At 74.1% G+C, this 24,204-nt stretch carries 20 protein-coding genes; 7 read left to right on the forward strand and 13 right to left on the reverse strand.

The genetic code is table 11. The features are described 5' to 3' along the window. From ACFY8W_RS30925 to ACFY8W_RS30950, 6 genes are all read right to left on the reverse strand, one after another. Positions 1 to 3,594, reverse strand: a complete 3,594-nt coding sequence (locus tag ACFY8W_RS30925; protein ID WP_391112341.1) for a hydantoinase B/oxoprolinase family protein — start codon at positions 3,592 to 3,594, stop codon at positions 1 to 3. After that, positions 3,591 to 4,520 carry a GDSL-type esterase/lipase family protein gene (locus ACFY8W_RS30930; RefSeq protein ID WP_391112344.1) on the reverse strand — a complete coding sequence of 310 codons (930 nt, stop codon included), beginning with the start codon at positions 4,518 to 4,520 and terminating at the stop codon, positions 3,591 to 3,593. The genes ACFY8W_RS30925 and ACFY8W_RS30930 overlap by 4 nt, the downstream gene beginning before the upstream one ends. Next, positions 4,517 to 5,743: a glycosyltransferase gene (locus ACFY8W_RS30935; protein WP_391112347.1), complete on the reverse strand. Its 1,227-nt coding sequence runs from the start codon at positions 5,741 to 5,743 to the stop codon at positions 4,517 to 4,519. Before ACFY8W_RS30935 ends, ACFY8W_RS30930 begins: the two co-directional genes overlap by 4 nt. Next, on the reverse strand, positions 5,740 to 6,867 hold the full coding sequence (locus tag ACFY8W_RS30940) for a glycosyltransferase (protein WP_391112349.1): 1,128 nt from the start codon (positions 6,865 to 6,867) through the stop codon (positions 5,740 to 5,742). Before ACFY8W_RS30940 ends, ACFY8W_RS30935 begins: the two co-directional genes overlap by 4 nt. Before the next feature lie 174 nt (positions 6,868 to 7,041). After that, positions 7,042 to 8,463 (reverse strand): HEAT repeat domain-containing protein, encoded by a 1,422-nt coding sequence (locus ACFY8W_RS30945; RefSeq protein ID WP_391112352.1) that lies wholly within the window; start codon positions 8,461 to 8,463, stop codon positions 7,042 to 7,044. 253 nt (positions 8,464 to 8,716) lie between these two features. Further along, positions 8,717 to 9,115, reverse strand: coding sequence for an ankyrin repeat domain-containing protein (locus ACFY8W_RS30950; protein WP_391112355.1), 399 nt, complete (start codon positions 9,113 to 9,115; stop codon positions 8,717 to 8,719). 297 nt (positions 9,116 to 9,412) lie between these two features. On the opposite strand from ACFY8W_RS30950, the gene ACFY8W_RS30955 reads away from it, so the two are divergent. After that, positions 9,413 to 9,607, forward strand: a complete 195-nt coding sequence (locus ACFY8W_RS30955; RefSeq protein WP_128976945.1) for a hypothetical protein — start codon at positions 9,413 to 9,415, stop codon at positions 9,605 to 9,607. 37 nt (positions 9,608 to 9,644) lie between these two features. Then, complete coding sequence (locus ACFY8W_RS30960) at positions 9,645 to 11,294, forward strand: hypothetical protein (protein ID WP_391112358.1); 1,650 nt, start codon at positions 9,645 to 9,647, stop codon at positions 11,292 to 11,294. Between the two features lie 190 nt (positions 11,295 to 11,484). On the opposite strand, the gene ACFY8W_RS30965 is transcribed toward ACFY8W_RS30960, so the two are convergent. Next, positions 11,485 to 12,984, reverse strand: coding sequence for an aminotransferase class I/II-fold pyridoxal phosphate-dependent enzyme (locus ACFY8W_RS30965; RefSeq protein ID WP_391112360.1), 1,500 nt, complete (start codon positions 12,982 to 12,984; stop codon positions 11,485 to 11,487). A 64-nt stretch (positions 12,985 to 13,048) separates the two neighbouring features. Here ACFY8W_RS30965 and ACFY8W_RS30970 point away from each other — a divergent pair, with 64 nt between their 5' ends. From ACFY8W_RS30970 to ACFY8W_RS30985, 4 genes are all read left to right on the forward strand, one after another. Continuing rightward, positions 13,049 to 13,780 carry a YitT family protein gene (locus ACFY8W_RS30970; protein WP_391112364.1) on the forward strand — a complete coding sequence of 244 codons (732 nt, stop codon included), beginning with the start codon at positions 13,049 to 13,051 and terminating at the stop codon, positions 13,778 to 13,780. Continuing rightward, positions 13,777 to 14,541, forward strand: coding sequence for a glycerophosphodiester phosphodiesterase family protein (locus ACFY8W_RS30975; RefSeq protein ID WP_391112366.1), 765 nt, complete (start codon positions 13,777 to 13,779; stop codon positions 14,539 to 14,541). The genes ACFY8W_RS30970 and ACFY8W_RS30975 overlap by 4 nt, the downstream gene beginning before the upstream one ends. An 84-nt stretch (positions 14,542 to 14,625) precedes the next feature. Further along, entirely contained in the window at positions 14,626 to 15,999 is a 1,374-nt protein-coding gene (locus ACFY8W_RS30980) for an MFS transporter (protein ID WP_391112369.1), read from the forward strand. 255 nt (positions 16,000 to 16,254) lie between these two features. Continuing rightward, positions 16,255 to 16,629: an RNA polymerase-binding protein RbpA gene (locus ACFY8W_RS30985; RefSeq protein ID WP_015032218.1), complete on the forward strand. Its 375-nt coding sequence runs from the start codon at positions 16,255 to 16,257 to the stop codon at positions 16,627 to 16,629. 280 nt (positions 16,630 to 16,909) lie between these two features. Here the strand turns inward: ACFY8W_RS30985 and fxsA are convergent, their stop codons facing one another. The 4 genes from fxsA to ACFY8W_RS31005 form a co-directional block, all read right to left on the reverse strand. Next, a complete protein-coding gene (gene fxsA, locus ACFY8W_RS30990; RefSeq protein WP_391112372.1) occupies positions 16,910 to 17,503 on the reverse strand; it encodes an FxsA family membrane protein in 594 nt (197 codons plus the stop codon). Positions 17,504 to 17,549: 46 nt separating this feature from the next. After that, positions 17,550 to 18,326, reverse strand: a complete 777-nt coding sequence (locus ACFY8W_RS30995) for a glycosyltransferase (RefSeq protein ID WP_391112375.1) — start codon at positions 18,324 to 18,326, stop codon at positions 17,550 to 17,552. 402 nt (positions 18,327 to 18,728) lie between these two features. Beyond that, complete coding sequence (locus ACFY8W_RS31000; RefSeq protein ID WP_391112378.1) at positions 18,729 to 20,342, reverse strand: amidohydrolase family protein; 1,614 nt, start codon at positions 20,340 to 20,342, stop codon at positions 18,729 to 18,731. A 160-nt stretch (positions 20,343 to 20,502) separates the two neighbouring features. After that, entirely contained in the window at positions 20,503 to 20,943 is a 441-nt protein-coding gene (locus tag ACFY8W_RS31005) for an Lrp/AsnC family transcriptional regulator (RefSeq protein WP_329418887.1), read from the reverse strand. Positions 20,944 to 21,210: 267 nt separating this feature from the next. Here ACFY8W_RS31005 and ACFY8W_RS31010 point away from each other — a divergent pair, with 267 nt between their 5' ends. Continuing rightward, the gene (locus ACFY8W_RS31010) at positions 21,211 to 21,579 is read left to right on the forward strand and encodes a hypothetical protein (protein WP_391112381.1); all 369 of its coding nucleotides are present in this window, start codon (positions 21,211 to 21,213) and stop codon (positions 21,577 to 21,579) included. A 21-nt stretch (positions 21,580 to 21,600) separates the two neighbouring features. On the opposite strand, the gene ACFY8W_RS31015 is transcribed toward ACFY8W_RS31010, so the two are convergent. Together ACFY8W_RS31015 and ACFY8W_RS31020 are read right to left on the reverse strand one after the other, a co-directional pair. Then, positions 21,601 to 22,701 (reverse strand): phosphotransferase, encoded by a 1,101-nt coding sequence (locus tag ACFY8W_RS31015; protein ID WP_391112384.1) that lies wholly within the window; start codon positions 22,699 to 22,701, stop codon positions 21,601 to 21,603. 202 nt (positions 22,702 to 22,903) lie between these two features. Continuing rightward, positions 22,904 to 24,025, reverse strand: coding sequence for a hypothetical protein (locus ACFY8W_RS31020; RefSeq protein ID WP_391112386.1), 1,122 nt, complete (start codon positions 24,023 to 24,025; stop codon positions 22,904 to 22,906). Positions 24,026 to 24,204: the final 179 nt, after the last annotated feature.

Here is a 24,204-nt window from a genome sequence, read left to right on the forward strand (position 1 = left end):
TCACAGGGGCGGCGGGCCGTAGCCTCCCCCTCCGGGGGTGCGGACGACGAGGACGTCGTCCGGGCCGACCCGGGTGGTGTCCACGCCCGCGAGGCGGTCGACGGTGCCGTCGGCGCGCTCGACCGTGTTGGCGCCGAGCGCGCCCGGTTCGCCGCCCGCCATGCCGTACGGCGGGACGCGACGGTGGCCGGTGAGCAGGGCCACCGTCATGGGTTCGAGGAAGCGGATGCGGCGCTCGACGCCCGCCCCGCCGTGCCAGCGGCCGCGTCCGCCGCCGTTCTCGCGGACGGTGAAGGCGTCGATCCGGACCGGGTGGCGCCACTCCAGGATCTCGGGGTCGGTGAGCCGGGAGTTGGTCATGTGGGTCTGCACGGCGTCGGCGCCGTCGAAGCCCTCGCCGGCGCCGGAGCCGCTGGCGACGGTCTCGTAGTACTGCACGCGGTCGTTGCCGAAGGTGAGGTTGTTCATCGTGCCGGAGCCCTCCGCCTGGACGCCGAGGGCCGCGTAGAGGGCGCCGGTGACGGCCTGGGAGGTCTCCACGTTGCCGGCGACGGTCGCGGCGGGGTGGGCGGGGGCGAGCATCGAGCCGGGCGGGACGCGCACGTCGAGGGGTTCCAGGCAGCCGCTGTTGAGCGGGATGTCGTCGTCGACGAGGGTGCGGAACACGTACAGGACGGCGGCCATGACCACGGACGTGGGCGCGTTGGTGTTGCCGGGGCGCTGCGCCGACGTGCCGGCGAAGTCCAGGACGGCGGAGCGCCGTTCGCGGTCCACGGTGACGGCCACCTGGATGACGGAGCCGTCGTCGGTCTCGTAGCGGCAGGAGCCGTCGCGGAGGCCGGCGACGATGCGGCGGACGGACTCCTCGGCGTTGGCGCGCACGTGCCGCATGTAGGCGTGGACGACGTCGAGGCCGAACTGGTCGACCGTCTTGCGGAGTTCCTCGATGCCCTTCTCGTTGGCGGCGATCTGGGCGCGCAGGTCGGCGATGTTGGTGTCGGGGTCGCGCGAGGGGTACGGGGCGCCGGTGAGCAGGGCGCGGGTCTCCGCCTCGCGCAGCCGTCCGTCGCGGACGAGCAGCCAGTTGTCGAAGAGGACGCCCTCCTCGTCGACGGTGCGGCTGAAGGCGGGCATGGAACCGGGCGTGATGCCGCCGATCTCGGCGTGGTGGCCGCGCGAGGCGACGAGGAACAGCAGCCGGGCGCCTGCGTCGTCGAAGACCGGGGTGACGACGGTGACGTCGGGCAGGTGGGTACCGCCGTGGTACGGGTCGTTGATGGCGTACACGTCGCCCGGGCGCAGCCCGCCCTCGTTGCGGCGCAGCACCTCCTTGATGGACTCGCCCATGGAGCCGAGGTGGACCGGGATGTGGGGCGCGTTGGCGATGAGGTTGCCCTCGGGGTCGAAGAGCGCGCAGGAGAAGTCGAGCCGTTCCTTGATGTTGACGGAGTGGGCGGTGTTCTCCAGGCGCACGCCCATCTGTTCGGCGATCGCCATGAAGAGGTTGTTGAAGACCTCCAGGAGGACGGGGTCGACGTCCGTGCCCGCGGCCGTGCGCGCGGGGCGGGGCGCGACGCGGCGCAGCAGGAGGTGGCCGGTGTCCGTGGCGGTGGCCCGCCAGCCGGGTTCGACGACGGTGGTGGCGTCGGCCTCGGCGAGGATCGCGGGGCCGGTGACGCCGTCACCGGGACACAGGTCCTCACGGCGGTGCAGCGGTGTCGGGGCGGGCGCTCCCCCGCTGTACGCGGTGGCGGTGTCCCGGGGCGCGAGGCCGCCCTCCCGCGTGCCCTGCGGTACGGCGACGGGCCCGTGCGGTCCCGCGCTGCCGACGGCCTCCACGGAGACGGCCTCGACGACGAGCGGCGCGTCCATGGTGAAGCCGTAGCGCTTGCGGTGAAGGGCCGTGAACGCGGTCCTCATCTCTTCCGGCCCGGCGAGCGGTACCGGGAGGCTCGCGTCGGTGCCCGCGTAACGCAGCAGCACGCGCGCGTGGGTGGTGATCGCGTCGTCGGGCAGTCCGTCGGCGCGCAGCTCCTCGCGGGTGTGGCCGGCGAGTTCTTCGCAGAGGCGGGTGACGCTCTCGCCGGTGCCCTCGGCGTCGAGTCCTGCCTCGACGGACCGCTCCCGCATGGCGGTGGCGTCGGCGAGCCCGATGCCGTACGCGGAGAGGACCCCGGCGAGCGGCGGTACGAGGACGGTGTCGACGCCCAGTGCGTCGGCGACGGCGCAGGCGTGCTGGCCGCCGGCGCCGCCGAAGCAGGTGAGGGCGTAGCGTGTGACGTCGTGGCCGCGCTGCACGGAGATCTTCTTGACGGCGTTCGCCATGTTGAGGACGGCGATCTCCAGGAATCCGGCCGCGACCTGCTCGGGCGTGCGGCCGCCGCCGATCTCGGCGGCGAGGGCGGTGAAGCGCTCCCGGACGACGTCGGCGTCGAGCGGCTGGTCGCCGTGCTCGCCGAACACGGCCGGGAAGTGCGCGGCCTGGATCCGGCCGAGCATCACGTTGGCGTCGGTCACCGTGAGCGGGCCGCCGCGGCGGTAGCAGGCGGGGCCGGGCACGGCGCCGGCGGAGTCGGGGCCGACGCGGTAGCGCTGGCCGTCGTAATGGAGCACGGAGCCGCCGCCGGCGGCGACCGTGTGGATGCTCATCATCGGGGCGCGCATCCGCACCCCGGCGACCTGGGTGCCGAGTTCGCGCTCGAACTCGCCCGCGTAGTGCGAGACGTCGGTGGAGGTGCCGCCCATGTCGAAGCCGATGACCCGGTCGTGACCGGCCTGCCGCGAGGTGCGGGCCATCCCGACGACGCCGCCCGCCGGTCCCGACAGGACGGCGTCCTTGCCGCGGAAGTGCGCGGCCTCGCGCAGTCCGCCGTTGGACTGCATGAACATCAGGCGGATTCCGGCCAGTTCGCGGGCGACCTCGTCGACGTAACGGCGCAGGATCGGCGAGAGGTAGGCGTCGACGACGGTGGTGTCGCCGCGCGGGACGAGCTTGATCAGCGGGCTGACCTCGTGGGAGCAGCTGACCTGGGTGAAACCTGCGGCCCGGGCGAGCTCCGCGACCCGCAGCTCATGCTCGGGCCGGCGGTAGCCGTGGAGGAGGACGACGGCGGCGGAGCGCAGGCCGTCGCGGTGGGCGGCGGCCAGGGCGGCGGCGACGGCGTCCTCGTCGAGCGGGGTGACGACGGCGCCGTGGGCGTCGACCCGCTCGGGGACCTCGGCCACGCGCGCGTACACCGCCTCGGGCAGCACGATGTGGCGGTCGAAGATGCGGGGGCGGTTCTGGTACGCGATGCGCAGGGCGTCGCGGAAGCCGGTGGTGACGAGCAGGAGGGTGGGCTCGCCGCGCCGTTCCAGGAGGGCGTTGGTGGCGACGGTGGTGCCCATCTTGACCACGGCGACCCGCTCGGCGGGGACCTGCTCGTCGGGTCCGAGGCCGAGGAGCAGCCGGATGCCCGCGACGGCGGCGTCGTGGGGGCGGGCAGGGTCGTGCGAGAGCAGCTTCCGGGTGACGAGCCGCCCGTCGGGGCGCCGGCCCACGACGTCCGTGAAGGTGCCGCCCCGGTCGATCCAGAACTCCCAGCGTCCGGTCATGCCCTCATTGTGGCGGCGAGGGCGTGGGAGAGGGCGGCTTCGGCGCGGGCGTCGAGCAGGGCGCGGGAGCCGGTGGCGTCGTGCCGGATCTCGGTGGCGGCGAGCAGGAGCAGCTGCGGCAGCAGGTCGCCGCAGCGGCGTACGACCCAGGCGGTGCCGGCGGTCGCGAGCCAGAGCAGTGCGTCCGCGCGGGTGGGCGGCGGCTCCTCGGGTTCGGTGGAGGGCGCCGTGCCGTGGGCGAGGCCCCGTTCCGCGAGGAGCCGGTGGAAGGCGGCGGCGATGGCGCGGTGGCCGCGCTCGCCGGGGTGCAGCCGGTCGGCGCTCCACAGCGAGCGGTCCGCGGTCCACGCGGGCGCGTCGAGGTGCAGGTGCACGGCGCCGTGGCGCTCGGACAGCGCGTGCACCACGGCGTTGACGGCCCGCTGCCGCCGGGCCAGCGGCCGGGCCAGCGGCGCGGGCAGCCCCAGCATCCGGCCGGGGTCGGGCAGACAGGCGGTGAGCAGCACGGCGCCGCCCGCCGCCAGCTCGGCGCACACCCGGTCGAGACGGCGGGCGAGCAGCCCGATGTCGAAGGTGCGGCGCAGCGTGTCGTTGACCCCGACGACGACGGACGCGAGCTGCGGCCGCAGCGCCGACGCTCGGCCCAGCTGCGTCTCGGCCACGTCCCGGCTCTGCGCCCCGCTGACGGCGAGGTTCGTGAACGCGACCTCCTCCCGGCCGCCCCCGATCCCCTCGGCCAGCAGCGCCGCCCACCCGCGCCAGCCGGCCCCGACCCGGTCGCCGACCCCCTCGCTGAGGGAGTCCCCGAGCACGACGAAGCGGGTGACGGCGGGAACGGCGGCGGAGGGCCGCGTCGCGTCGGTGCCGGGCCGGCCCGGCACTCCCGTGGGAGCCCGCCCGGTCGACGCCTCGGCCTCGGTCGTCATCGGGCGAGCTCCTGCCGCGGGGCGCCGAGGACGGGGTTCGGGGGTGCGTCGTGGGCCGACAGGAAGGCCGCGGTGGCGCGGGGCCAGGAGAAGAGTTCGGCACGGGCGCGGGCGGCGGCGCGGCGAAAGGGCTCCGGGCGGTCGAGGACCGTGCGGACGGCGCGGGCGAGGGCGGCCGGGTCGTCGGCGGCACAGGCACCGGCGTCCGCCACGACCTCGGGGAGTGCGGAGGAGGCACTGCAGACGACCGGCGTGCCGCAGGCGAGGGCTTCGAGGGCCGCGAGGCCGAACGTCTCGGCCGGTCCCGGCGCCAGGCACACGTCGGCCGCGGCCTGGAGGTCGGCCAGGGCCTCGCGGTCGGCGACGTGGCCGAGGAACCGCACCGGCAGCCGCAGCTCCCGCGCACGGCGTTCCATCGCGCCCCGCAGCGGCCCCTCTCCCGCGACCACCAGCGCCGCCCGCACGCCCTCGGCACGCAGCACGGCCAGCACGTCGAGCGCGACGAGCGGGCGCTTCTCGACCGAGAGGCGCGAGCACATCACCAGTAGCACCCGCTCGCCGTCCGCGTACCGGTCACGCGGGGCCGTGCCGCGCCGCTCCGGCCGGCAGCGGTCCAGGTCCACCCCGAGCGGCGCGCGGACGACGTTCCGCGCCCCGATCCGTACGAACTCCCGCTCCGCCCACTCCGTCGTGCACACGATCCGCGAATAGGCCCACGCGGTACGGCGGTTGAGCCGGTCCGCCGCCCGTGCGGCGAGCGCGGGCGGGACGCCCCAGGTGCGGAGCACTCCGTCGGCGGTCTCGTGCGAGACCATCACGGACGGCACCCGGGCGCGGCGCGCCCACTCGCCCGTCCAGCGCAGGGTGGTCCGGTCGGAGACCTCCAGGCGGTCGGGCGCGAGTTCCTCGAGGAGCCGGCGCAGGCCGCGCCGGTCGGAGAGGACGCGGTAGCCGCCGGTGCCGGGTACCGCGGGCCCGGGCAGGGTGATCACCCGGCCCTGTTCCGTCTCGACGTCGCCGGCCGTGTCGCCGGGTACGACGAGGACGGGTTCGTGGCCCGCCGCCCGGTAGCCGCGGCCGAGCTGATCGAGGGCGGTGCGCAGTCCCCCGGAGGTCGGGGTGACGAAGTTGGCGAGCCGGACGATCCGCAGCCCGCCGCCCTTCTCCCGCTGCTCGGCGCCCTTCCCCCGCGCGCCGGGGACCCGCGTGCCGGTGCGGTTCACGCCGCCACCACCGTCCGCTCGCGCAGCACCTCCCGGTAGTGGCCGATCAGCTCGTCGCCGATCGCCTCCCAGGTGCGGCGCCCGACCGCGGCCCGGCCGGCCGCCCCGTACACCGCCCGGAGCTCCGGCGCGGCCGCCAGCGCGGCCACCGCCGTGCGCAGCTCGTCGGGATCGCCGGGTGGCACGAGCAGGCCCGTGCGGCGGTGCGCGACCAGGTCGAGCGGGCCTCCGACGGCCGGGGCGACGACGGGCACGCCGCTGGCCATGGCCTCCTGGACGGTCTGGCAGAAGGTTTCGTACGGCCCGGTGTGCGCGAACACGTCGAGCGAGGCGAAGATCCGCGCCAGCTCGTCTCCGGTGCGGCGGCCGAGGAAGGCGGCGCCCGGCAGGGCGGTCCGCAGGCCGGGCTCGCTGGGGCCGTCGCCGACCACCACGACCCGGACGCCGGGCATCCCGCACACCCCGCCGAGCAGGTCGACGCGCTTCTCGGGCGCGAGCCGCCCCACGTAGCCGACGAGGACCTCGCCGCCGGGAGCGAGTCTTCGGCGCAGAGCCCCGTCGCGCAGCCCGGGCCGGAACCGTGCGGTGTCGACCCCGCGTCCCCAGAGCCGTATCCGCTCGATGCCGTGTGCCTCCAGGTCCCGGACGGCGGCGGTGGACGGGGCGAGGGTGCGGTCGGCGGCGCCGTGCACGGCGCGCAGCCGGCGCCATGCGGCGGCCTCTCCGGCGCCCATGTAGGTGCGGGCGTATCCGGCGAGGTCGGTCTGGTAGACGGCGACGGCGGGCAGGCCGAGACGGGTGGCGGCGGTCATGCCGCGCACGCCCAGGACGAAGGGGCTGGCGAGGTGGACCAGGTCGGCCCGGTGCGCGGCGATGGCGGCGGCGACGCGGCGGCTGGGCAGGGCGACCCGGACCTGGGGATAGCCGGGCAGCGGGAGGGACGGGACCCGGATCACGGGGCACGGCGCGTCGGCGTCCGTTCCCGGGGCGGATGCGGGGGCCGCGGGGGCGACGACGAGGGGGTCGTGGCCGCGGCGGACGAGGTGGCGGGCGGTCTGCAGGGCCGTGTGGGCCACACCGTTGACATCGGGCGGGAAGGACTCGGTGACGATGACGACACGCATACCCGTGTTGTCGTCGGACCCGGCGTGTCCCCGTCAAAGTGGATCTGGACGGCCGGGAAACGTCCCATGAGCGTTTTCCCCGGGCGGCGGCCCGGCGGGTGCGGACGGCGTCGGGGGCGGCCCGGTGGGCCACCCCCGTACGACGGTCCGACGCCGGGACGTCACCCGCGGAGGTCAGACCTGGAGGTCGAGGTCCGGCCCTATCCGGTTGCGCACCGCGTCCTGGACCTCCGCCTCCTCGGCGGGATCGGCGGCCAGCCTGCGCAGGCGCTCGGCGACGCGCACGTCGCCCGTCTCGGCGTGCAGCGCGGCGACCTCGCGGGTGGTCTCCTCGCAGTCCCACAGGCATTCGACGGCGAAGCCGGTCGCGAAGCCGGAGTCGGTGGCGGCGAGGGCACGGGCGGTGCGGCCGCGGAGGTGGGAGGAGGCGGTCTCGCGGTAGACGTGGCGCAGCACGGGGGCCGCGCAGACGATGCCGAGGCGTCCGGCGCCGTCGACGAGGGAGTAGAGGGCGGGGGCGTCGGGGCCCTGGGAGCGCACCGTCTCGCGGAGGGCGCCGAGGACGAGGGGGGAGTCCTCGGAGCCGCCGCGGCAGGCGAGCGTCCCGGCGGCGGCGGCGCCGAGCTCGTCGGGGCGGTGGATCCAGCCGCGGGCGCGGTCGACGGCGGCTTCGCCGCTCATGCGCCGGTACGCGGTGACGGCGGCCTCGGCGACGACGCGGGAGCCGTCGCCCACGGCGCGTTCGACGAGGTCGAGGACGGCGGGGTCCCGTGCCTCGGCGAGGTAGTGCAGGGCGGCGCAGCGGGCACCGTCCGGGCCGCTGCGGGCGGCCGCGAGGATCGTCTCGCGGTCGTCGGGTCCGGCGACGGCGACCAGACAGCGGGCGGCGGGCCCGTGCAGTTCGGCGCCGCGCTCGTGCCCTTCCTGGGCCCAGTCGAGGACGGCCTGGACGCTCCAGCCGGGCCGGGGCCCGCTGGGGCGCAGCTGGCGCTGCCAGCGGTCGAAGGAGCCCTGTTCGCGGGCGGCCCGGATGCGCGCGCCGACGGACTCGCGGGGGTCGTCGGCCCACAGTCGCCAGGGCCGCGGCTCGAAGGCGTCGCGGACGGTGGCGGCGAGCTCGGCCTCGCCCTCGGGCGTGGCCGGGAAGCGGGCGAGCACGGGCTCGGCGAGGGCGCGCAGGCCCGCGTCGTCGTCGCGCAGCGCGAGCTCGTCGAGCGCCCAGGCCCAGTTGCTGCCGTCGGCGGCGTAGCGGCGCAGGAGCAGCAGGGCGTCGCGGCGTCCGTAGGCGGCGAGGTGGCCGAGGACTGCGAGCGCGAGCCCGGTCCTGGACTCCTCGTCGTCGAGGTGGTCCTCGGCTCCGAAGAGGTGCGCCTCGATCTCCTCGAGACCTCCGTGGAGGTCCAGGTAGAGCCGCGCGTAGTAGAGGGAGCGGTTCTCGACCCGCCAGTCGTGACGGGGGTCGGCGAGCACGCAGTGGTTGAGGGCCGCGAGGGCCTCGGCACGTGGTGCGGCGAGCGCGTGGAGGGTGCCGTCGCCGCGGCCCCGCTGCAGCAGACCGAGCAAGGTGCCGCTCGGCGCTATGACTGGATCGAACATGGAAGACGCCTCACATCAAGCTGTCGACACGACCGGGGGGAATCCGGGATGAACCGGGTCAGGCTGTTCGCCTAGGCCGCGCGGCAACATGTCGGGCCGCCCGTCGTCCTGCGCTTGCCAGTGACCATCTTCCTCTGCCTCTCGTCGGTGGCCCCCTGCGGGCCCGACGTCATGATGACCCACCCATTTCGCCACCGCGACCACATTTACGGCGCCGTCTCACCTGGGGTTCACACGTCGTTCACCTGGGGTGTCAGCGAACTCCGAAGAGCTCCAGGAGTTCCGTCTTCCCAAACATCCGCGCGGTATCCACGGCGGACGGAGTTCCCGCTTCCGGATTCGCGCCGCCGGAGAGGAGGGCGCGGACGACCGCGTCCTCGCCCTTGAAGACGGCGCCGGCGAGCGGGGTCTGGCCGCGGTCGTTGGCACGGTCGGCGTCGGCGCCGCGGGTGAGCAGGGCGGTGACCGCCTCGGCGTGGCCGTGGTAGGCGGCGAGCATGACGAGCGAGTCGCCCTTGCCGTTCGTGAGGTCCGCCGGGACGCCCGCGTCGAGGTAGGCGGCCAGGGTCACCGCGTCCCCGGCGCGCGCCAGGTCGAAGACCTTGGAGGCCAGCTCGACGACCTCGGGGTCCGGCGTCTCGTTCTCGCTCATCGTTCACAACCCTTCGTGCTCGGCCCGCACGGCGGGCGCGGCCGTACGAGTGAATCGACAGGGTACTGCCCGTCGGACGACATGAGGGGGCTCCTGCGCGGCAAGGATCAACCGCGGCCCGTCCCCGGCCGGTGCACTACCGCACCCGGCGCGTTTCGCCACCCGGAGGGACACCCGCGTCCGCCGGTCAAGTGAAATCGCCAGCGATTCACCCATATGCACCTTTAATCACATAGATACTTGCTGTGAACCTGGAAGGACTCAAGGTGACTGTCCCCTCAACCAGGAGAACACCTCATGATCCTGTCCATCTCAGGCGTGGTCCTGCTCGGCATCATCTGCTTCCTGTTCTTCAAGAAGGACGGACTCAAGGCCTCGCACGCCCTCGTCTGCGCGCTCTTCGGCTTCTACCTCGCGGGCACCGCGATCGCCCCCAGCATCACCGCCGGCGGCCAGAGCCTCGCCAGCCTCTTGGGCGGGATCAAGTTCTGACGGCCCTCATCCCCTTCCACCACCTCAGGAGTACGACGTGGCCCGGCGACCACTTCCCCGCATTCTGAGCAGCGGCAGCGCACAGATCGCTCGCAGCCGAGAGATCGCGCGAACGGCCGCCGACAGCGCCACCGACGTGCTCCACCCGCTGATCACCATCTCGCGTGGTCTGCGGAAGCTGGCCGCGACCGCGCGCGCCAAGTGGGCCGCGACCCCCAAGGAGCGGCGCGGTCCCACGCTGTTCCTGGTCGCGGCCTGCGTCCTGGTCGTCGCACTCGTGCCGTACGGCCCGCTCCTCGCGCTCGTCGCGCTGATGGGAGCGGCCGCCTGGCAGGGACGTGAGCGCCCGGTCGTCAAGACCGGGCCCGACGACGCGGAGATCGCCCGGCTCAAGGGCCTCTACGAGGCGCTGGTGCCGTACCTCTCGCTGCCGGACGACCCCGAGCCGCTCTTCGCCCACGGCGGCGACTGGAGCGCGGCCTTCGGGGACCACGCCTTCGACGAGGACGGCCGGCTCACCCGGCTGCGGATCTCCTACCCTCCCTACTTCACCGACGGCGAGCCGGCCGCCCGTGCCCGGATCGAGCAGCTGCTGCACGCCAAGTCGGGCCGGGGCCGCGAGTACCACTTCGACTGGGACGAGGAGGGCAACCGGCTCACCATGCGAGTGCTGCCCGCACTGCCCACGACCATCGCCGCCCAGCGCTTCGTCACCGTGCCCGGCGAGACCGTGCTCGGCTTCACCGACGCGGACGCCGTGCAGCGGACCGTGCCGGTCCGCGCCTCGGACGGGACCGAGGACGCCCCGGCCGTGGTGTGGCGCACCGGCCCCCGCTCCACCGAGCCGCACCTGCTGGCCGTCGGCCAGCCGGGCAGCGGCACCAGCTCCCTGCTGCGTTCCGTCGCGCTCCAGGCCCTGCCGCACGGCGACGTGCTGATCGTCGAGGGCGGCGGCACCGGCGAGTACGCGTGCCTGGTCGGCCGGGACGGCGTGCTCGCCGTCGAGTGCGGGCTCTCGGGCGCCCTGGCCAGCCTGGAATGGGCCTCGCACGAGACCGAGCGGCGGCTGATCGCCGCGAACCGCGCCCGCCAGTCGGGCCGCCCCGCACCCGAGGACACCCGCCGCCCGCTGTGGATCCTCCTCGACCGGCCGAGCGTCCTCGGCCACCTGGCCGCCGCCGACGGCCGGCCCGACCCGCAGGACCTGCTCCAGGTGCCGCTGCGGCACGGCCGGGCCGCGTCCGTGACGGTCGTGGTCGCGGAGCAGTTCGACAGCCTGGACGCGCTCGGCGAGACGGTCCGCAGCCACACCCGGGCCCGGGTCGTGCTCGGGCCCGCCTCGCCGGAGCAGATCGCGGCGGTCCTGGGCGCCGGACCGCACACCACACCGGTGCCCGACGTCCCGCCCGGCCGCGGCTACGCCCGCCTCGGCACCGGTCCGGTGCTGCGCCTCCAGGTCCCGGCGACGCCCGACCCGTACGACGACGCCACCAGCGAGGCCCACCGCCGCGCCGTCCTGGAGCTGCTGCCGGAACGCCGTACGGCGACGATCGCGGCGATCGAGCCGGCGCCCGTCCCGGCCCCGGAGCCCGCCCCGGTGCCGGACCTCGACACGGACACCGCGCCGACGCCCCGCAAGGACGCGGGGCCGGCCCCGGTGCCCTCGCCGGTCCCGGCGGAGGGCTGAGCGACCGGAGCCCGCGCACACACGGAAGGGCGGCCGCACCCGTGGAGGTGCGGCCGCCCTTCTCGTGCCTTCTCGCCCGGACCAGGACACGAACCTTCTCGAACCTTCTCGCCCGGCTTACGCCACGAACGTTCTCCGGCCCTCTCACCCGGACTACGCCACGAACGACCGCGGTGCCTCGCCGCCCGGACTACGCCACGAACGACCGCGGTGCCTCGCCGCCCGCGCCCGCGCCCGACTCCACGAGGCGGGCCGCGGCGGCGAGCCGGGACGCGGCCTCCTCGGCGACCGGGCCGCCGACGGTGAACGGCAGCCGGACGTAGCCCTCGAAGGCGCCGTCCACGCCGAAGCGTGGCCCCGAGGGGACCCGGACGCCGACGCGCTCGCCGACCTCGGCGAGGCGCGAGCCGGAGAGCCCACCGGTGCGGACCCAGAGGGTGAGGCCGCCGCGCGGCACCTCGAACTCCCAGTCGGGCAGCTCCCTGCGGACGGCGGCCACCAGCGCGTCGCGGTTCTCGCGGGCCTGGCTGCGGCGCAGCCCGACGGCCTGCTCCCAGCCGCCGGTGCGCATCAGCCAGTTCACGCCCAGCTGCTCGAGAACGGGGGTGCCGAGGTCGGCGTAGGCGCGGGCGGCGACCAGGGAGCGGATGACGTCGGGCGCGGCGCGCACCCAGCCGATCCGCATGCCCGCCCAGAAGGCCTTGCTCGCCGAGCCGACGGTGAGGACGGTGGCGCCGGCCGGGTCGAAGGCGCAGACCCGGCGGGGCATCTCCAGGTCGTCGTCGAGGAACAGCTCGGTCATCGTCTCGTCGACGACGAGGACGGTGCCGGCCGAGCGGGCCGCCTCGACGAGCTGCCGCCGCTGGTCCTCGCTCGCGAGCGCCCCGGTCGGGTTGTGGAAGTCGGCGACGACGTACGCGAGGCGGGGCGCCGCGTCGCGCAGCACCTGGCGCCAGCGCGGCAGGTCCCAGCCGGCGAGCCCCTCGGCCATGGCGACGGGCACGAGCCGCGCGCCGGCCTCGCGCATCAGCTGGAGGATGTTGGCGTACGAGGGCGACTCGACGGCGATCCGCTCGCCGCGGCCCGCGAAGAGGTGGCAGATCGCGTCGATGGCGCCCATCGCGCCGGTGGTGACCATGATCTGCTCGGGCATGGTGGGGATGCCGCGCTCGGTGTAGCGGTCGGCGAGCATCTGCCGCAGCGCGGGCAGTCCGGCCGGATAGTCGCCGTGGGTGTGCGCGTACGGCGGAAGCTCCTCCAGGGCGCCCTGGATGGCGCGGGTGAGCCAGGGCTCGGGCGCGGGCAGCGCCGCGCAGCCCAGGTCGATCATGGAGCCGAGCGACTCGGGCGGCAGCGGTTCCAGGCCGCGCGCGGGAAGCGGGTTGCCGGCCGGAACAGCGGTCCAGCTGCCGGCGCCGCGCCGGGACTCCAGGAAGCCCTCGGCGCGCAGCGCCTCGTAGGCGGCGGCCACGGTGGTGCGGCTGACGGTGAGCGCGAGGGCCAGTTCGCGTTCGGCGGGCAGCCGGGCGGCGACCGGGACACGGCCCTCCAGGACGAGCAGCCGGATGCCGTCGGCGAGGGCGCGGTAGGCGGGCGGCTTGCGGGCGCCGGGCGCGGCGGGCCGGGGCTGCTGGGCCTGGAGCTGCCGGGCGAGCTGCGCAGGCCCCACGGCCGAAGTCCACTGGGCCATGGAAATCAGTCCACCTTCCGCGAATTGGCCATGGTTGGCCGCTTGTCCCCCGCCACAGAGTGTCATGAGCCAGTCCACATCCACCACCCAGGCCCTCGATCGGGCCGTCACACAGGGGGGCAGTCCTTTGTCCATCGCCTCCGGTCTCCGCGGCCGGCACCTGACCCGCCGGCTCGTCCAGCTCTACGCCGGGCTCGCGCTGTACGGCTTCAGTTCGATCCTGCTGCTGCGCAGCGGGCTCGGCCTGGAGCCGTGGAACGTCCTCCACCAGGGTCTCTCCGAGCGGACCGGACTGAGCATCGGCGTGGTGACGACCGTCCTCGGGGCGCTGATCCTGCTCGTGTGGATACCCATCCGGCAGCGGCCCGGCCTGGGCACGGTCTCCAACGTCCTCGTGATCGGTGCGGCGATGGACGTCTCGCTGGCCGTGCTCCCCGAGGTCCACGGCCTGCCCGCGCGGATCGCGACCATGGCGGCGGGCATCGTCCTGAACGGGGTCGCGACCGGTCTCTACATCGCGGCCCGCTTCGGCCCCGGCCCGCGCGACGGCCTGATGACCGGCCTGCACCGGCTGACCGGCCGCTCGATCCGCCTGGTGCGCACGGCGATCGAGGTGCTCGTCGTCGCGACCGGCTTCCTGCTCGGCGGCTCCGTCGGCGCCGGGACGGTGCTCTACGCGGTGGCGATCGGCCCGCTCGCCCAGTTCTTCCTGCGCCTCTTCGCCGTCCCCGAGCCGGACCGGGTCAGCACCGTCGTTGCCTCGGGGACACCGGAGCAGGCGATACTGCGGCGGTGACTCGCGTACGCCACCCCTACCTCGACCACCCGGCGCCCATCCCCTTCGCCCACCGCGGCGGCACGGCGGACGGCCTGGAGAACACGGCGGCCGCCTTCCGGCGGGCCGCCGCGGCCGGTTTCCGGTACTTCGAGACCGACGTCCACACGACCGCCGACGGCCGGCTCGTCGCCTTCCACGACTCGACCCTCGACCGGGTCACGGATGCCGCCGGCCGGATACGGGACCTGCCGTGGGCTGCGGTCCAGGAGGCCCGGGTGGCCGGCAAGGAGCCGCTGCCGCTCTTCCAGGAGCTCCTGGAGGAGTTCCCGGAGGCCCGCTGGAACGTGGACCTGAAGACCGAGTCGGCGCTCGTACCGCTGCTCGACCTCATCCGCAGGACCGGCGCATGGGACCGGGTCTGTGTGAGTTCCTTCACCGAGGGGCGCATCGCCCGGGCACAGAAGCACGCCGGCCCGCGGCTCGCCACCTCCTACGGCGTGACGGGCGTGCTCGGGCTGCGGCTGCGCTCGCTGGGCATCCCGGCGGCGCTGCGCGCGGGCGCGGTGGCCGCGCAGGTACCGGAGCGGCAGGCCGGCATCCCGGTGGTGGACCGGCGCTTCGTGCGCGAGGCGCACGCGCGCGGTCTGCAGGTCCACGTGTGGACGGTGAACGAGCCGGACCGGATGCACGCCCTCCTGGACCTTGGCGTGGATGGCATCATGACCGATCATCTGGAGACGCTGCGCGCCGTCCTGACCGACCGGGGAACGTGGGCCTAGGGCCTGCCCGACGGACCTGACCACGATCCGCCGGACGTGACCCGGCGCGCGTACCACCACGGGGACGAACGAGGGGGCGCGGCCTTGACCGATGTCGACACCACCGAGCAGCCGGACGGCCACGCCGCCGATCCGGCCGAGCGGCGGCGCGAGCAGCGCGGCTGGTACTTCTACGACTTCGCGTGCTCGGTCTACTCCACGAGCGTCGTGACCGTGTTCCTGGGGCCGTACCTGACCTCGGTGGCGAAGGCCGCGGCGGACGCCGAAGGGTTCGTCCACCCGCTGGGCGTGCCGGTGCGGGCCGGTTCCCTCTTCGCGTACGCCGTGTCGGCCTCGATCGTCGTCGCGGTGCTCGCGATGCCGCTGGTGGGCGCGGTGGCGGACCGCACGGGCCGGAAGAAGCCGCTGCTCGCCGCGGCGGCGTACACGGGCGCCGCGGCGACGACGGGCATGTTCTTCCTGGCGGGCGAACGCTATCTCCTCGGCACGTTCCTGCTGATCGTGGCGAACGCCTCGCTGTCGGTCTCGATGGTGCTGTACAACGCGTACCTGCCGCAGATCGCCGAGCCGGACGAGCGGGACACGGTCTCCTCGCGCGGCTGGGCCTTCGGCTACACCTCCGGCGCGCTGGTCCTGGTGCTCAACCTGGTCCTGTACTCGGGGCACGACTCCTTCGGCCTCTCGGAGGGGATGGCCGTGCGGATCTGTCTGGCCTCCGCCGGTCTGTGGTGGGGGGCCTTCACGCTGGTGCCGCTGCGCAGGCTGCGGGACCGGCGGATCGCGCGCACCGGCGGCGCGGCCGGCGAGGGCGCGGTCGGCAGCGGCTGGAAGCAGCTGCGGGCCACGCTGCGGGACATGCGACGCCATCCGCTGACGCTGTCCTTCCTGCTGGCGTACCTGATCTACAACGACGGCGTGCAGACGGTGATCTCACAGGCCTCGGTGTACGGCTCCGAGGAACTGGGCCTCGACCAGACGACGCTGATCACGGCGGTCCTCCTCGTGCAGGTCCTGGCGGTGGCGGGGGCGCTCGGGATGGGCCGGATGGCGCGGGTGTACGGCGCGAAGCGGACGATCCTGGCCTCGCTCGCGCTGTGGACGGCCATCCTGGGGGCCGGCTACTTCCTGCCGGCCGGCGCGCCGGTCTTCTTCTACTGCCTGGCCGCGGCGATCGGTCTGGTCCTGGGCGGCAGCCAGGCGCTGTCGCGGTCCCTGTTCTCGCATCTGGTGCCGCGCGGCAAGGAGGCGGAGTACTTTTCGGCCTACGAGATGAGCGACCGGGGACTGAGCTGGCTGGGTCCTTTGGTGTTCGGTCTCGCGTATCAGCTGACCGGAAGCTATCGGGATGCCATCATCTCTCTGGTGATCTTCTTCGGCATCGGTTTCGTGCTCCTGGCGAGGGTGCCGGTCCGGGCCGCGGTGGCCGCCGCGGGCAACCCCGTACCTGCCCGGATTTAGACGCAGGAGTGAAAGGGCGGTAGTGTACGCGTTTGGCCTGCCAGGCGGACCGTTACTGCGTGCTGACTTGGTGAAGACGTTAGGTGACATCCGCTGCCAGATGTGACAAAACGGGCACTGGTGGGTACAAAAAGGGGCGGCACGACGGGCGACGCATGACCCGGAACGGGAATCTTTACCGCCGACCGGACGTTGACCGGATGACGACGACAGCGACACCTGTCCTGTGGGCGACAAGCCCGGGAGGCACGATTCATGAGTGAGCGAGCTCTTCGCGGCACGCGCCTCGTGGTGACCAGCTACGAGACCGACCGCGGCATCGATCTGGCCCCGCGCCAGGCCGTGGAGTACGCATGCGAGAAGGGCCATCGTTTTGAGATGCCCTTCTCCGTGGAAGCGGAAATTCCGCCGGAGTGGGAGTGCAAGGTCTGCGGAATCCAGGCACTCCTGGTGGACGGGGACGGCCCCGAGGAGAAGAAGGGCAAGCCGGCGCGTACGCACTGGGACATGCTCATGGAGCGGCGTACCCGCGAGGAGCTGGAGGAGGTGCTGGCCGAGCGGCTGGCGGTCCTTCGGTCCGGCGCCATGAACATCGCCGTGCATCCGCGCGACAGCCGCAAGTCCGCCTGACGGACGGCCGCACGGCCTGACAGAGCAACGCCGCGGGGCCCGGTACACACATCGTGTACCGGGCCCCGCGGCGTTCGCGTCCCTGTCCGCGGCGTACGGCCGCGTGGGAGCCGGCCTTCCCCGTCGTACGGAGGCGACGGAGGCCGTAGGGAGGCGTGAGGCGCCGCACGTGTCGTAAGGGCCGGCAGCCTGCGCGCCGGCCCTTACGCGTTACGGCGTCATGGCGTCACGCCGGACGGCGTCACGGTGTCGGCTCAGGGTGTCGGCTCAGGGTGTCGGCTCAAGGCGTCAGCGGCGGGCGGGACTCCTGGGCCCGGGGCGGCCCCTGGGCCGCGTCCTCGCGGATGACCTCGCCCTGGACGACTTTCCCGTCCGGGCGGTGGATACGGGCCTGCTGGAAGGCGTCCTGGAGACTGCCGGGCTGAGCGGCGGCCATCCGGCGCTCCACCGCGCGCTCCGCGAGCCGCCCGACGGCGGCGCGCACCGGCGGGACGAGGAGCAGCAGACCGACCGCGTCGGAGATCAGACCGGGGATCATCAGGAGCAGGCCGCCGAGCATCAGGAAGCCGTTGCGGTCGGCCGCGGCGGTCTTGTCGGGAGCCGTGGGCATCTCGCCGCGCTGCGCCGCCTCCTGGGCCCGCTGGAAGGTCCCGGTGAGGTTGACGAAGGCCCGGCGGCCGGCCCGCTTGATCACGGCGGCGCCGAGCACGCCCCCGCCGACCAGGAGCAGGAGGACGGTGAACCCGCCCGCCGCGTTCGCCACGACGGTGAGCAGCCAGATCTCCAGGACCAGCCAGACCGCGAGGCCCAGCGGGAGGAACGTGCGCGCGCGGGAGCGCTTGGGGGCGAGGGGAGGCGGTGCGCCGGTCGTCATGCCCCCAGTGTGCCTGGCGGCCTGTGGGAACGTCGTAAAGGAAGGATCAGGACGACTTGCGGCCGAGCAGCTTGCCGACCTTCTGCGCCCGGGCCGAGAGCCCCCAGCCGGTGACCCGCCACAGTGCCTCGACGACGATGTTCCGGCTCATCTTGGAGTCGCCGATCTCCCGCTCGACGAAGGTGATGGGCACCTCCACGACGTGAAAGCCCGCGGCGACCGCGCGCCGGGCCAGGTCGACCTGGAAGCAGTAGCCGGCCGAGGCCACGTCGTCGAGGCCGAGGCCGAGGAGGGTCTCCTTGCGGAAGGCCCGGTAGCCGCCGGTGACGTCGCGGATCGGCACGTCGAGCATGAGCCGGGAGTAGAGGCTGCCGCCGCGCGAGATGAACTCGCGGGACTTGGGCCAGTTCACGATCCGGCCGCCGGGCACCCAGCGGGAGCCGAGCACCAGGTCGGCGCCCTTGAGGGCGGTGAGCAGCCGGGGCAGTTCCTCGGGCTGGTGGGAGCCGTCGGCGTCCATCTCGATCAGGACGTCGTAGCCGTGGTCCATGCCCCAGCGGAAGCCGGCCAGGTACGCGGCGCCGAGCCCTTCCTTGCCCTTGCGGTGCAGGACGTGGACGTGGTCGTCGTCCGCGGCGAGCTCGTCGGCGAACTTGCCCGTGCCGTCGGGGCTGTTGTCGTCGGCGACGAGAACGTGCGCCTCGGGAACGGCTTCCCGTACCCGCGCGACGATCGGCTTGATGTTGTCCGCCTCGTTGAAGGTCGGGATGATCACCAAGGCCTTGCCGAGCGGGCCGTAACGCCTCTGGCCACCGTCGTTCACTACTGCCCCTTCGGATACATACGCGAGCCCCCACCATAGCGAGCCGCACGCACGGGGTGCGGGATCGGGGCCCGGCGTCCTTCGGGCCGACCCGGGACCCGCTGGCTGCGGATCGACCGAGGCCGTTGTCTACTGAACGCCGGGGCCCCACCCGGGTCGCACCCTCCGCCGGAAAAACCTTCCCTCGCCCCCGAGGCGCGGGCGGCGTTCGGTGCCTGCGTGGAGGTTTGAAACCGGTCGGACGTCCTTGGTGGACGCGCCGAACCTACCGGCCGGTGGCGGCCCGCTGTCAACACCCGTTTGACCTGCGGTGATGAACCGTCTCTGCAGGACAACGCGGAAGATCCGCAGGTCGCGGGCGAGTCCGGAGAAGTTCGAGCGGGGGCTCGAAATGTCCCGACGTCACTCGTTCGGCCGTACGAACACGGTTTGCCCGGAGACGACCGTCTCCAGGCACACCGGAAGATCACTACCAGGGGACAGATCAGGCAGACCGGGCGTTCCGGAGCGCGGATCGGTCGACCAGCGGGCCACCCGGTCGTCGGGCGCCTGAACGAGCAGCTCGCCGGTGCGCCAGACCGCGTAGTCGGCCGGCGCGCCGGGCACCAGGGTGCCGGCGTCGTCGCGGCCGACGGCCCGCCAGCCGCCCCGGGTGTGCGCGGTGAAGGCGGCGCGGACCGAGACCCGGTGCTCGGGCGTGCGGTGGAAGGCGGCGGCGCGCAGGGTGCCCCACGGGTCGAGCGGGGTGACCGGGCTGTCCGAGCCGAAGGCGAGCGGCACGCCGGCGCGCAGCAGCGCGGCGTACGGATTGAGGGCGCGGGCCCGCTCGACGCCGAGGCGGTCGGCGTACATGCCCTCGTCGCCGCCCCAGTACGCGTCGAAGGCAGGCTGCACGGAGGCGGTGAGGCCCAGCTCGGCGAAGCCCGCGATCGCCTCGGGGCTGAGCATCTCGGCGTGCTCCACGCGGTGCCGGGCGGCCCGGATCCGGGCCAGGCCCAGCTTCTCGGCGGCGGCCCTGGTGCCCTCGACGACCGCGTCGACGGCGGCGTCGCCGATGGCGTGGAAACCGGCCTGGAGCCCGGCCTCGGTGCAGCCGACCACGTGGGCGGCGACGGCCGCCGCGTCGAGGTGGGCCGTGCCGGAGCCGGAGTGGTCGGCGTACTGCTCGTGCAGGCAGGCGGTGTGGGACCCGAGGGAACCGTCGGCGAACAGGTCTCCGGCCGCGCCGAGGGCGCCGAGGGCGCGGGCCCGCTCGATGTCGAGGTCGGCCCAGTAGCCGACCACGCGGGGGCCGGGCTCGCTGCGGGCGAGGTCCAGCAGGCCGGTGAAGTCGTCCTCGGAGGAGATCTCGGGCCCGCCACACTCGTGCAGGGTGCCGATGCCCAGCGAGGCGGCGTGGTTCCGGGCGGCCCGCTGGGCCTCGGTGCGCTGCTGCGGGGAGAGCGCCGCGTACGCCGCGGCACGGACGGCGTGGTGGGCGTCGCCGGTGAGCGGCTGCTGCCCGTCGTGGAAGCCGTCGAGGTCGCGGATGCCCGGCACCAGGTCGAGCAGCGCGGTGGTGACGACGCACGAGTGGACGTCGATGCGGGTGAGGTAGAGCGGGCGGCCGCCGGTGAGCTCGTCGAGCTCGGCACGGGTCAGCGGCCGGCGCTCGGGCCAGCGGGCGGCGTCCCAGCCGTGGCCGAGGAGGATCCGGTCGGCGGGGCGGGCGGCGGCGTACGAGCGGATCCGGTCCGCGGCCTCGGCGAGCGAGGCGGCGGAGGACAGGTCGAGGCCGGTCAGCGCGAGACCGGTCGCGGTGGTGTGCACATGGGCGTCGACGAACGCCGGAGTGACGAGCGCGCCCTCCAGGTCGACCACCTCGTCCACGCCGGAGGCGAAGGCGTCGGCGGCGCCCTCCGAGCCCACCCAGGCGACGTGCCCGCGCTCCACCACCATGGCGGTGGCGAAGGGGTCGGCGGGGCTGTGGACTTCTCCACCGCGCAGCAGCACGGTGCGGTGTTCGTTCGCGCTCATCCCACCAGGCTAGGGCGTACCGGACGCGCTCCTTACCGGTGGGTTCACACGGGTGGCGTCCAGGCATCCTGGGCCGTCTCTTCGGGGCCGGGGCCGGGCAGACCTCTTCCGGGTCGGGCCGGACAGGCCGCGGACCCGGCCAGGATCCGGAAGGGCCGGCCTAGACGCGCGGCGGCCTGGACTCGTACGGGGTGGAGAGGACCACCGTGGTGCGGCTGGAGACGTGCGCCTGCGAGCGGATGCGGCTGAGCAGGTGCTCCAGCTCCAGCGGGGTGGCGACGCGCACCTTGAGGATGTAGTTCTCCTCGCCCGCGACGCTGTGGCAGGCCTCGATCTCGGGGATGTCCGCGAGCCGGTCCGGGGTGTCGTCGGGGGCGCTGGGGTCGAAGGGTTTCACCGAGATGAAGGCGGTGAGCGGCAGGCCGACGGCCTCCGGGTCGACGACGGCGGCATAGCCGCGGATGACGCCGCGCTGTTCAAGACGGCGGACGCGCTGATGCACGGCCGAGGTGGACAGGCCGGTGGCCTTGCCCAGGTCGGTGTAGCTCATGCGCCCGTCCTTGACGAGCAACTCGACGATCTGACGATCCAGCTCCTCCATGCGGTGACCCTATTGCCCCGGCGGTCCCGGGGCACAGCCGGGGCGGCTCGTGCGCCGGCGCCGGGGCGCCCGGACCGGCGCGCGGGGCGCTTTTCGCGGCATCTCCGGCGCATCTGCGGGGCACTTACGCCGGGCATGTGACGAACACCACAGGCATACCGGCTTCTCGGGCGTGACCTCACGGTTATGCGGGGGGCCGCATGGGAATTGCTTGCTGTGGTCGAGGCCACTCAGATCCGGCCGACCCGTCCGAGGGGGAGATTCTCCATGCAGGAGCCTGTTGATTCCGTCGAGACCGCCGACGAGCTCGACGCCTACGACACCTTTGAGATGTACCGGGTGATCTGCCCGGACTGCGAGCAGCCGATCGCGCTGCTCGCGGACGAGGACGTCCTGCCGGAGCACGCGCTCTGCCCGACGCCGTGGAACCCCTTCGTCCTGACGGTGTGCACCGGCACCGGCCGGCCCGCGGCCGCCGCCGGCCCCGCCGACGACACCCTGGAGGCGCAGGAGCAGGACACCGCCCTGCTCCTGACGCTGCCTCAGGGCCTGGACTGGCGGATGCAGCCGTTCTCGCACGTGGGCGGCCCGGGCTCGCGCCCGATCAAGCCGGCCCAGCTGCGCCGCGCCGCCTGACACGGCACGAGCCGGCCCCGCTCACCAGTAGCGCCCCTGCACCATCGCCGCGAGCGTGGCGTGGTGCAGGATCAGGCCGTCCACGTCCGCGGCGTTCGCGGGCACCCGGACCTCTCCGAAGTACGCCTGCCGGTACGCGATCCGCAGCATCACGATCGCGTGCCGCAGTGCCGCGTACAGGGTGTGGAACTCCATGTCCCGGGGTGTGTGCCCGGTCAGTTCGGCGTACCGCCGTTCGATCGCGTCGCGGCGCAGGAAGTCCGGCAGCCCGGGCTGGCCGAAGCTCACCGTGAGGTCCTGGAAGAAGCGGTGCAGATAGACGGTCCAGCCGAGGTCGACCTCGCGCGGCGCGCAGGCCGCCATCTCCCAGTCGAGCACCGCGGCCGGCGTGAACCCGTCGTAGACGATGTTCCCGATCCTCGCGTCGCCCCAGCTGAGCACGGCGGGACCCTCGTCGGCGGGCCAGTGCGCCTCGAGCCAGTCGAAGGCGGACTCGATCAGCGGCGAGGGCGCGAGCCCGTCCACCACCCAGGCGTAGTAGGCGCGTTGGGCGTCGACATGCCGGCGCAGCGGGCTGCCCTCGCCCTCGGGCAGCAGGAACTCGGCCTCCTTCGCCGGGAACTGGTCGTGCAGCCGGGCGAGCACGCCGACCGACTCGGCCTCCAGGACGGCCCGTTCGGCGTCGCTCGCCGCGTGCAGCCAGTTCCCCTCGTACGTGTACGGCATCACGTCCGGCGGCACCCGTCCCTCGGCGCGGGCCATCACGAAGAAGGGCGCGCCCAACGGACCCGGGTCCTCCTCGAGCCACAGCACCCGCGGCACGGGCACGTCGGTGTGCTCGCCGACCAGGCGCATCACCCGGTGCTGACGCGCCATGTCGTACACCGGGAAGACGGTGTACGCGTCGGGGTCGGCCGCGAGCCGGAGCGCGCAGCCGCGGACCGGCGCCTCCGGGTGCTCCAGGTCGAAGAGCAGGGTCTCGCTGGACATCCCGTTGGATCCGGGCACGGCGAGACCGGTGACCCGGGCGCCGGGCAGCCGCCCGGCCAGCCAGGCACCGAGCCGGCGGCCCAGCTCCTCGGGATCGCGGGTGGTGGTACGGGGCCGGGGCGCCGTCGCCATCGGGTCTCCTCTGCGGGGCTGCGGGCGTGGGGACGTGGGGACGTGGGGTCGGGTCTACGGAGGGCGCGCCCGTGCGGTCGGCTCTACGGGGCTGACGCACGTGTGGTCCCGCACTACGGGGCCGGCGCCCGGGTGGTCGGATTTACGGGGCTGACGCCCGTGTGGTCCGGCGCTACGGGGCTGACGCCCGTGTGGTTCGGCCCTACGGGGCCGTGGACGTGTGGTCGGCGAAGCCGCTGGGGTCGTGGCGGCCGAAGGAGCCGTGCTCGAAGATGCCGTGGCCGGTGCGCCCGTCGAGGGTGAAGCGGGCGGCGTGGTCGGTGACGCCGTAGGCGGCGAGCGGGTGGGAGGCCGGGTCGGACAGGTCGTAGACACGGCGGTCGGTCCAGCCGCGGCCCTGCCAGCTGCCGTGCTGCCAGTCGGAGGCGGGCGGGTAGCCTGCGCCGACGGCGAGCGGGGAGGAGGCGAGGATCTCCACGCCGATCTCCAGGGCCTTGCCGGCCGGGTCGGTGAGGTGGACGACGGCCCGTTCGGGCTCGCGCGTACCGGGGCGGTACGTGATGTCGGTCCGGGGCCAGCCGAGTTGGGTGTCCCGCCGCCCATTCCGCACCAGCAGGGCCTCGTTGAGGGTGCGGTAGCCGTCGGCGTCCTCCTGGGCGATGACCATGAGGAACCGGTCCTCGAAGCGCATCGGTATCCAGAGCCAGTGGAAGCCCTCGGGCCGGAACTCCTCGGCGCGGCCCGGCTCCTCGCCGGGCAGCGGGCGTACGCCCCAGCTGCGGTCGCGGGTCCCGGTCCACTCCCCCGCCGTGACGGCGAACTCCTCGCCGCCCGCCCGGATGGCGCCGACGGCGTGGCCGGCCTGGACGAAGCGACGGCCCTCCAGGGTGAGCCGGTCGCCACGGCGCTGGGTGTGGTGCGGCTCCCAGACGGCCGGGAAGTCACCGGTCCAGGTGAGGTCGAAGGAGAGCCCGTCGGGGTCGCCCGGGTCGGGGTCGCAGTGCAGCGTGAGCTGCCGGAGCGGCTGGTCGACGGTGATCCGCAGGGGGCCGACGGAGAGGTTCATCCGGTCGTCGCCGAGGGCGTCGGAGGCTCGGACGGCGTGCAGCCGGTCGCCGGTGCGCAGCGTCGCGTAGGCGTCGACCACCCCGGTGTTGGGGTACACGCCGAGCCCCGCGATGAGCAGGGCACGGCCCTGATGGTCGAAGACGTGGAAGATGCACCGGTCGTAGGCGTTCCGGTCGCCGCTGACGTGGTGCTTCATGGAGAGCGGCGCCTGGTGCACGGGGTATTCGTCGAGCGGGACCGGCCGGTCGTCTGACACGTGTTACCTCCTCGGCGGCGAGTGGGAACTGACGGTACGTCAGGATCCGCGCCGGGGGCCAGAGTCGTGCGGGGAGGGAAGGCGGCGCGCGGGCCCGGGGACGCGTCGAACTTCCGCTCGACGGCCTTCGGCGGTGACCGGGCGCCGGGCCGGAGCGTTGGGCTGGGCATGACCACGCT

Source organism: Streptomyces sp. NPDC012637, from assembly GCF_042954805.1.
Lineage (GTDB): Bacteria > Actinomycetota > Actinomycetes > Streptomycetales > Streptomycetaceae > Streptomyces.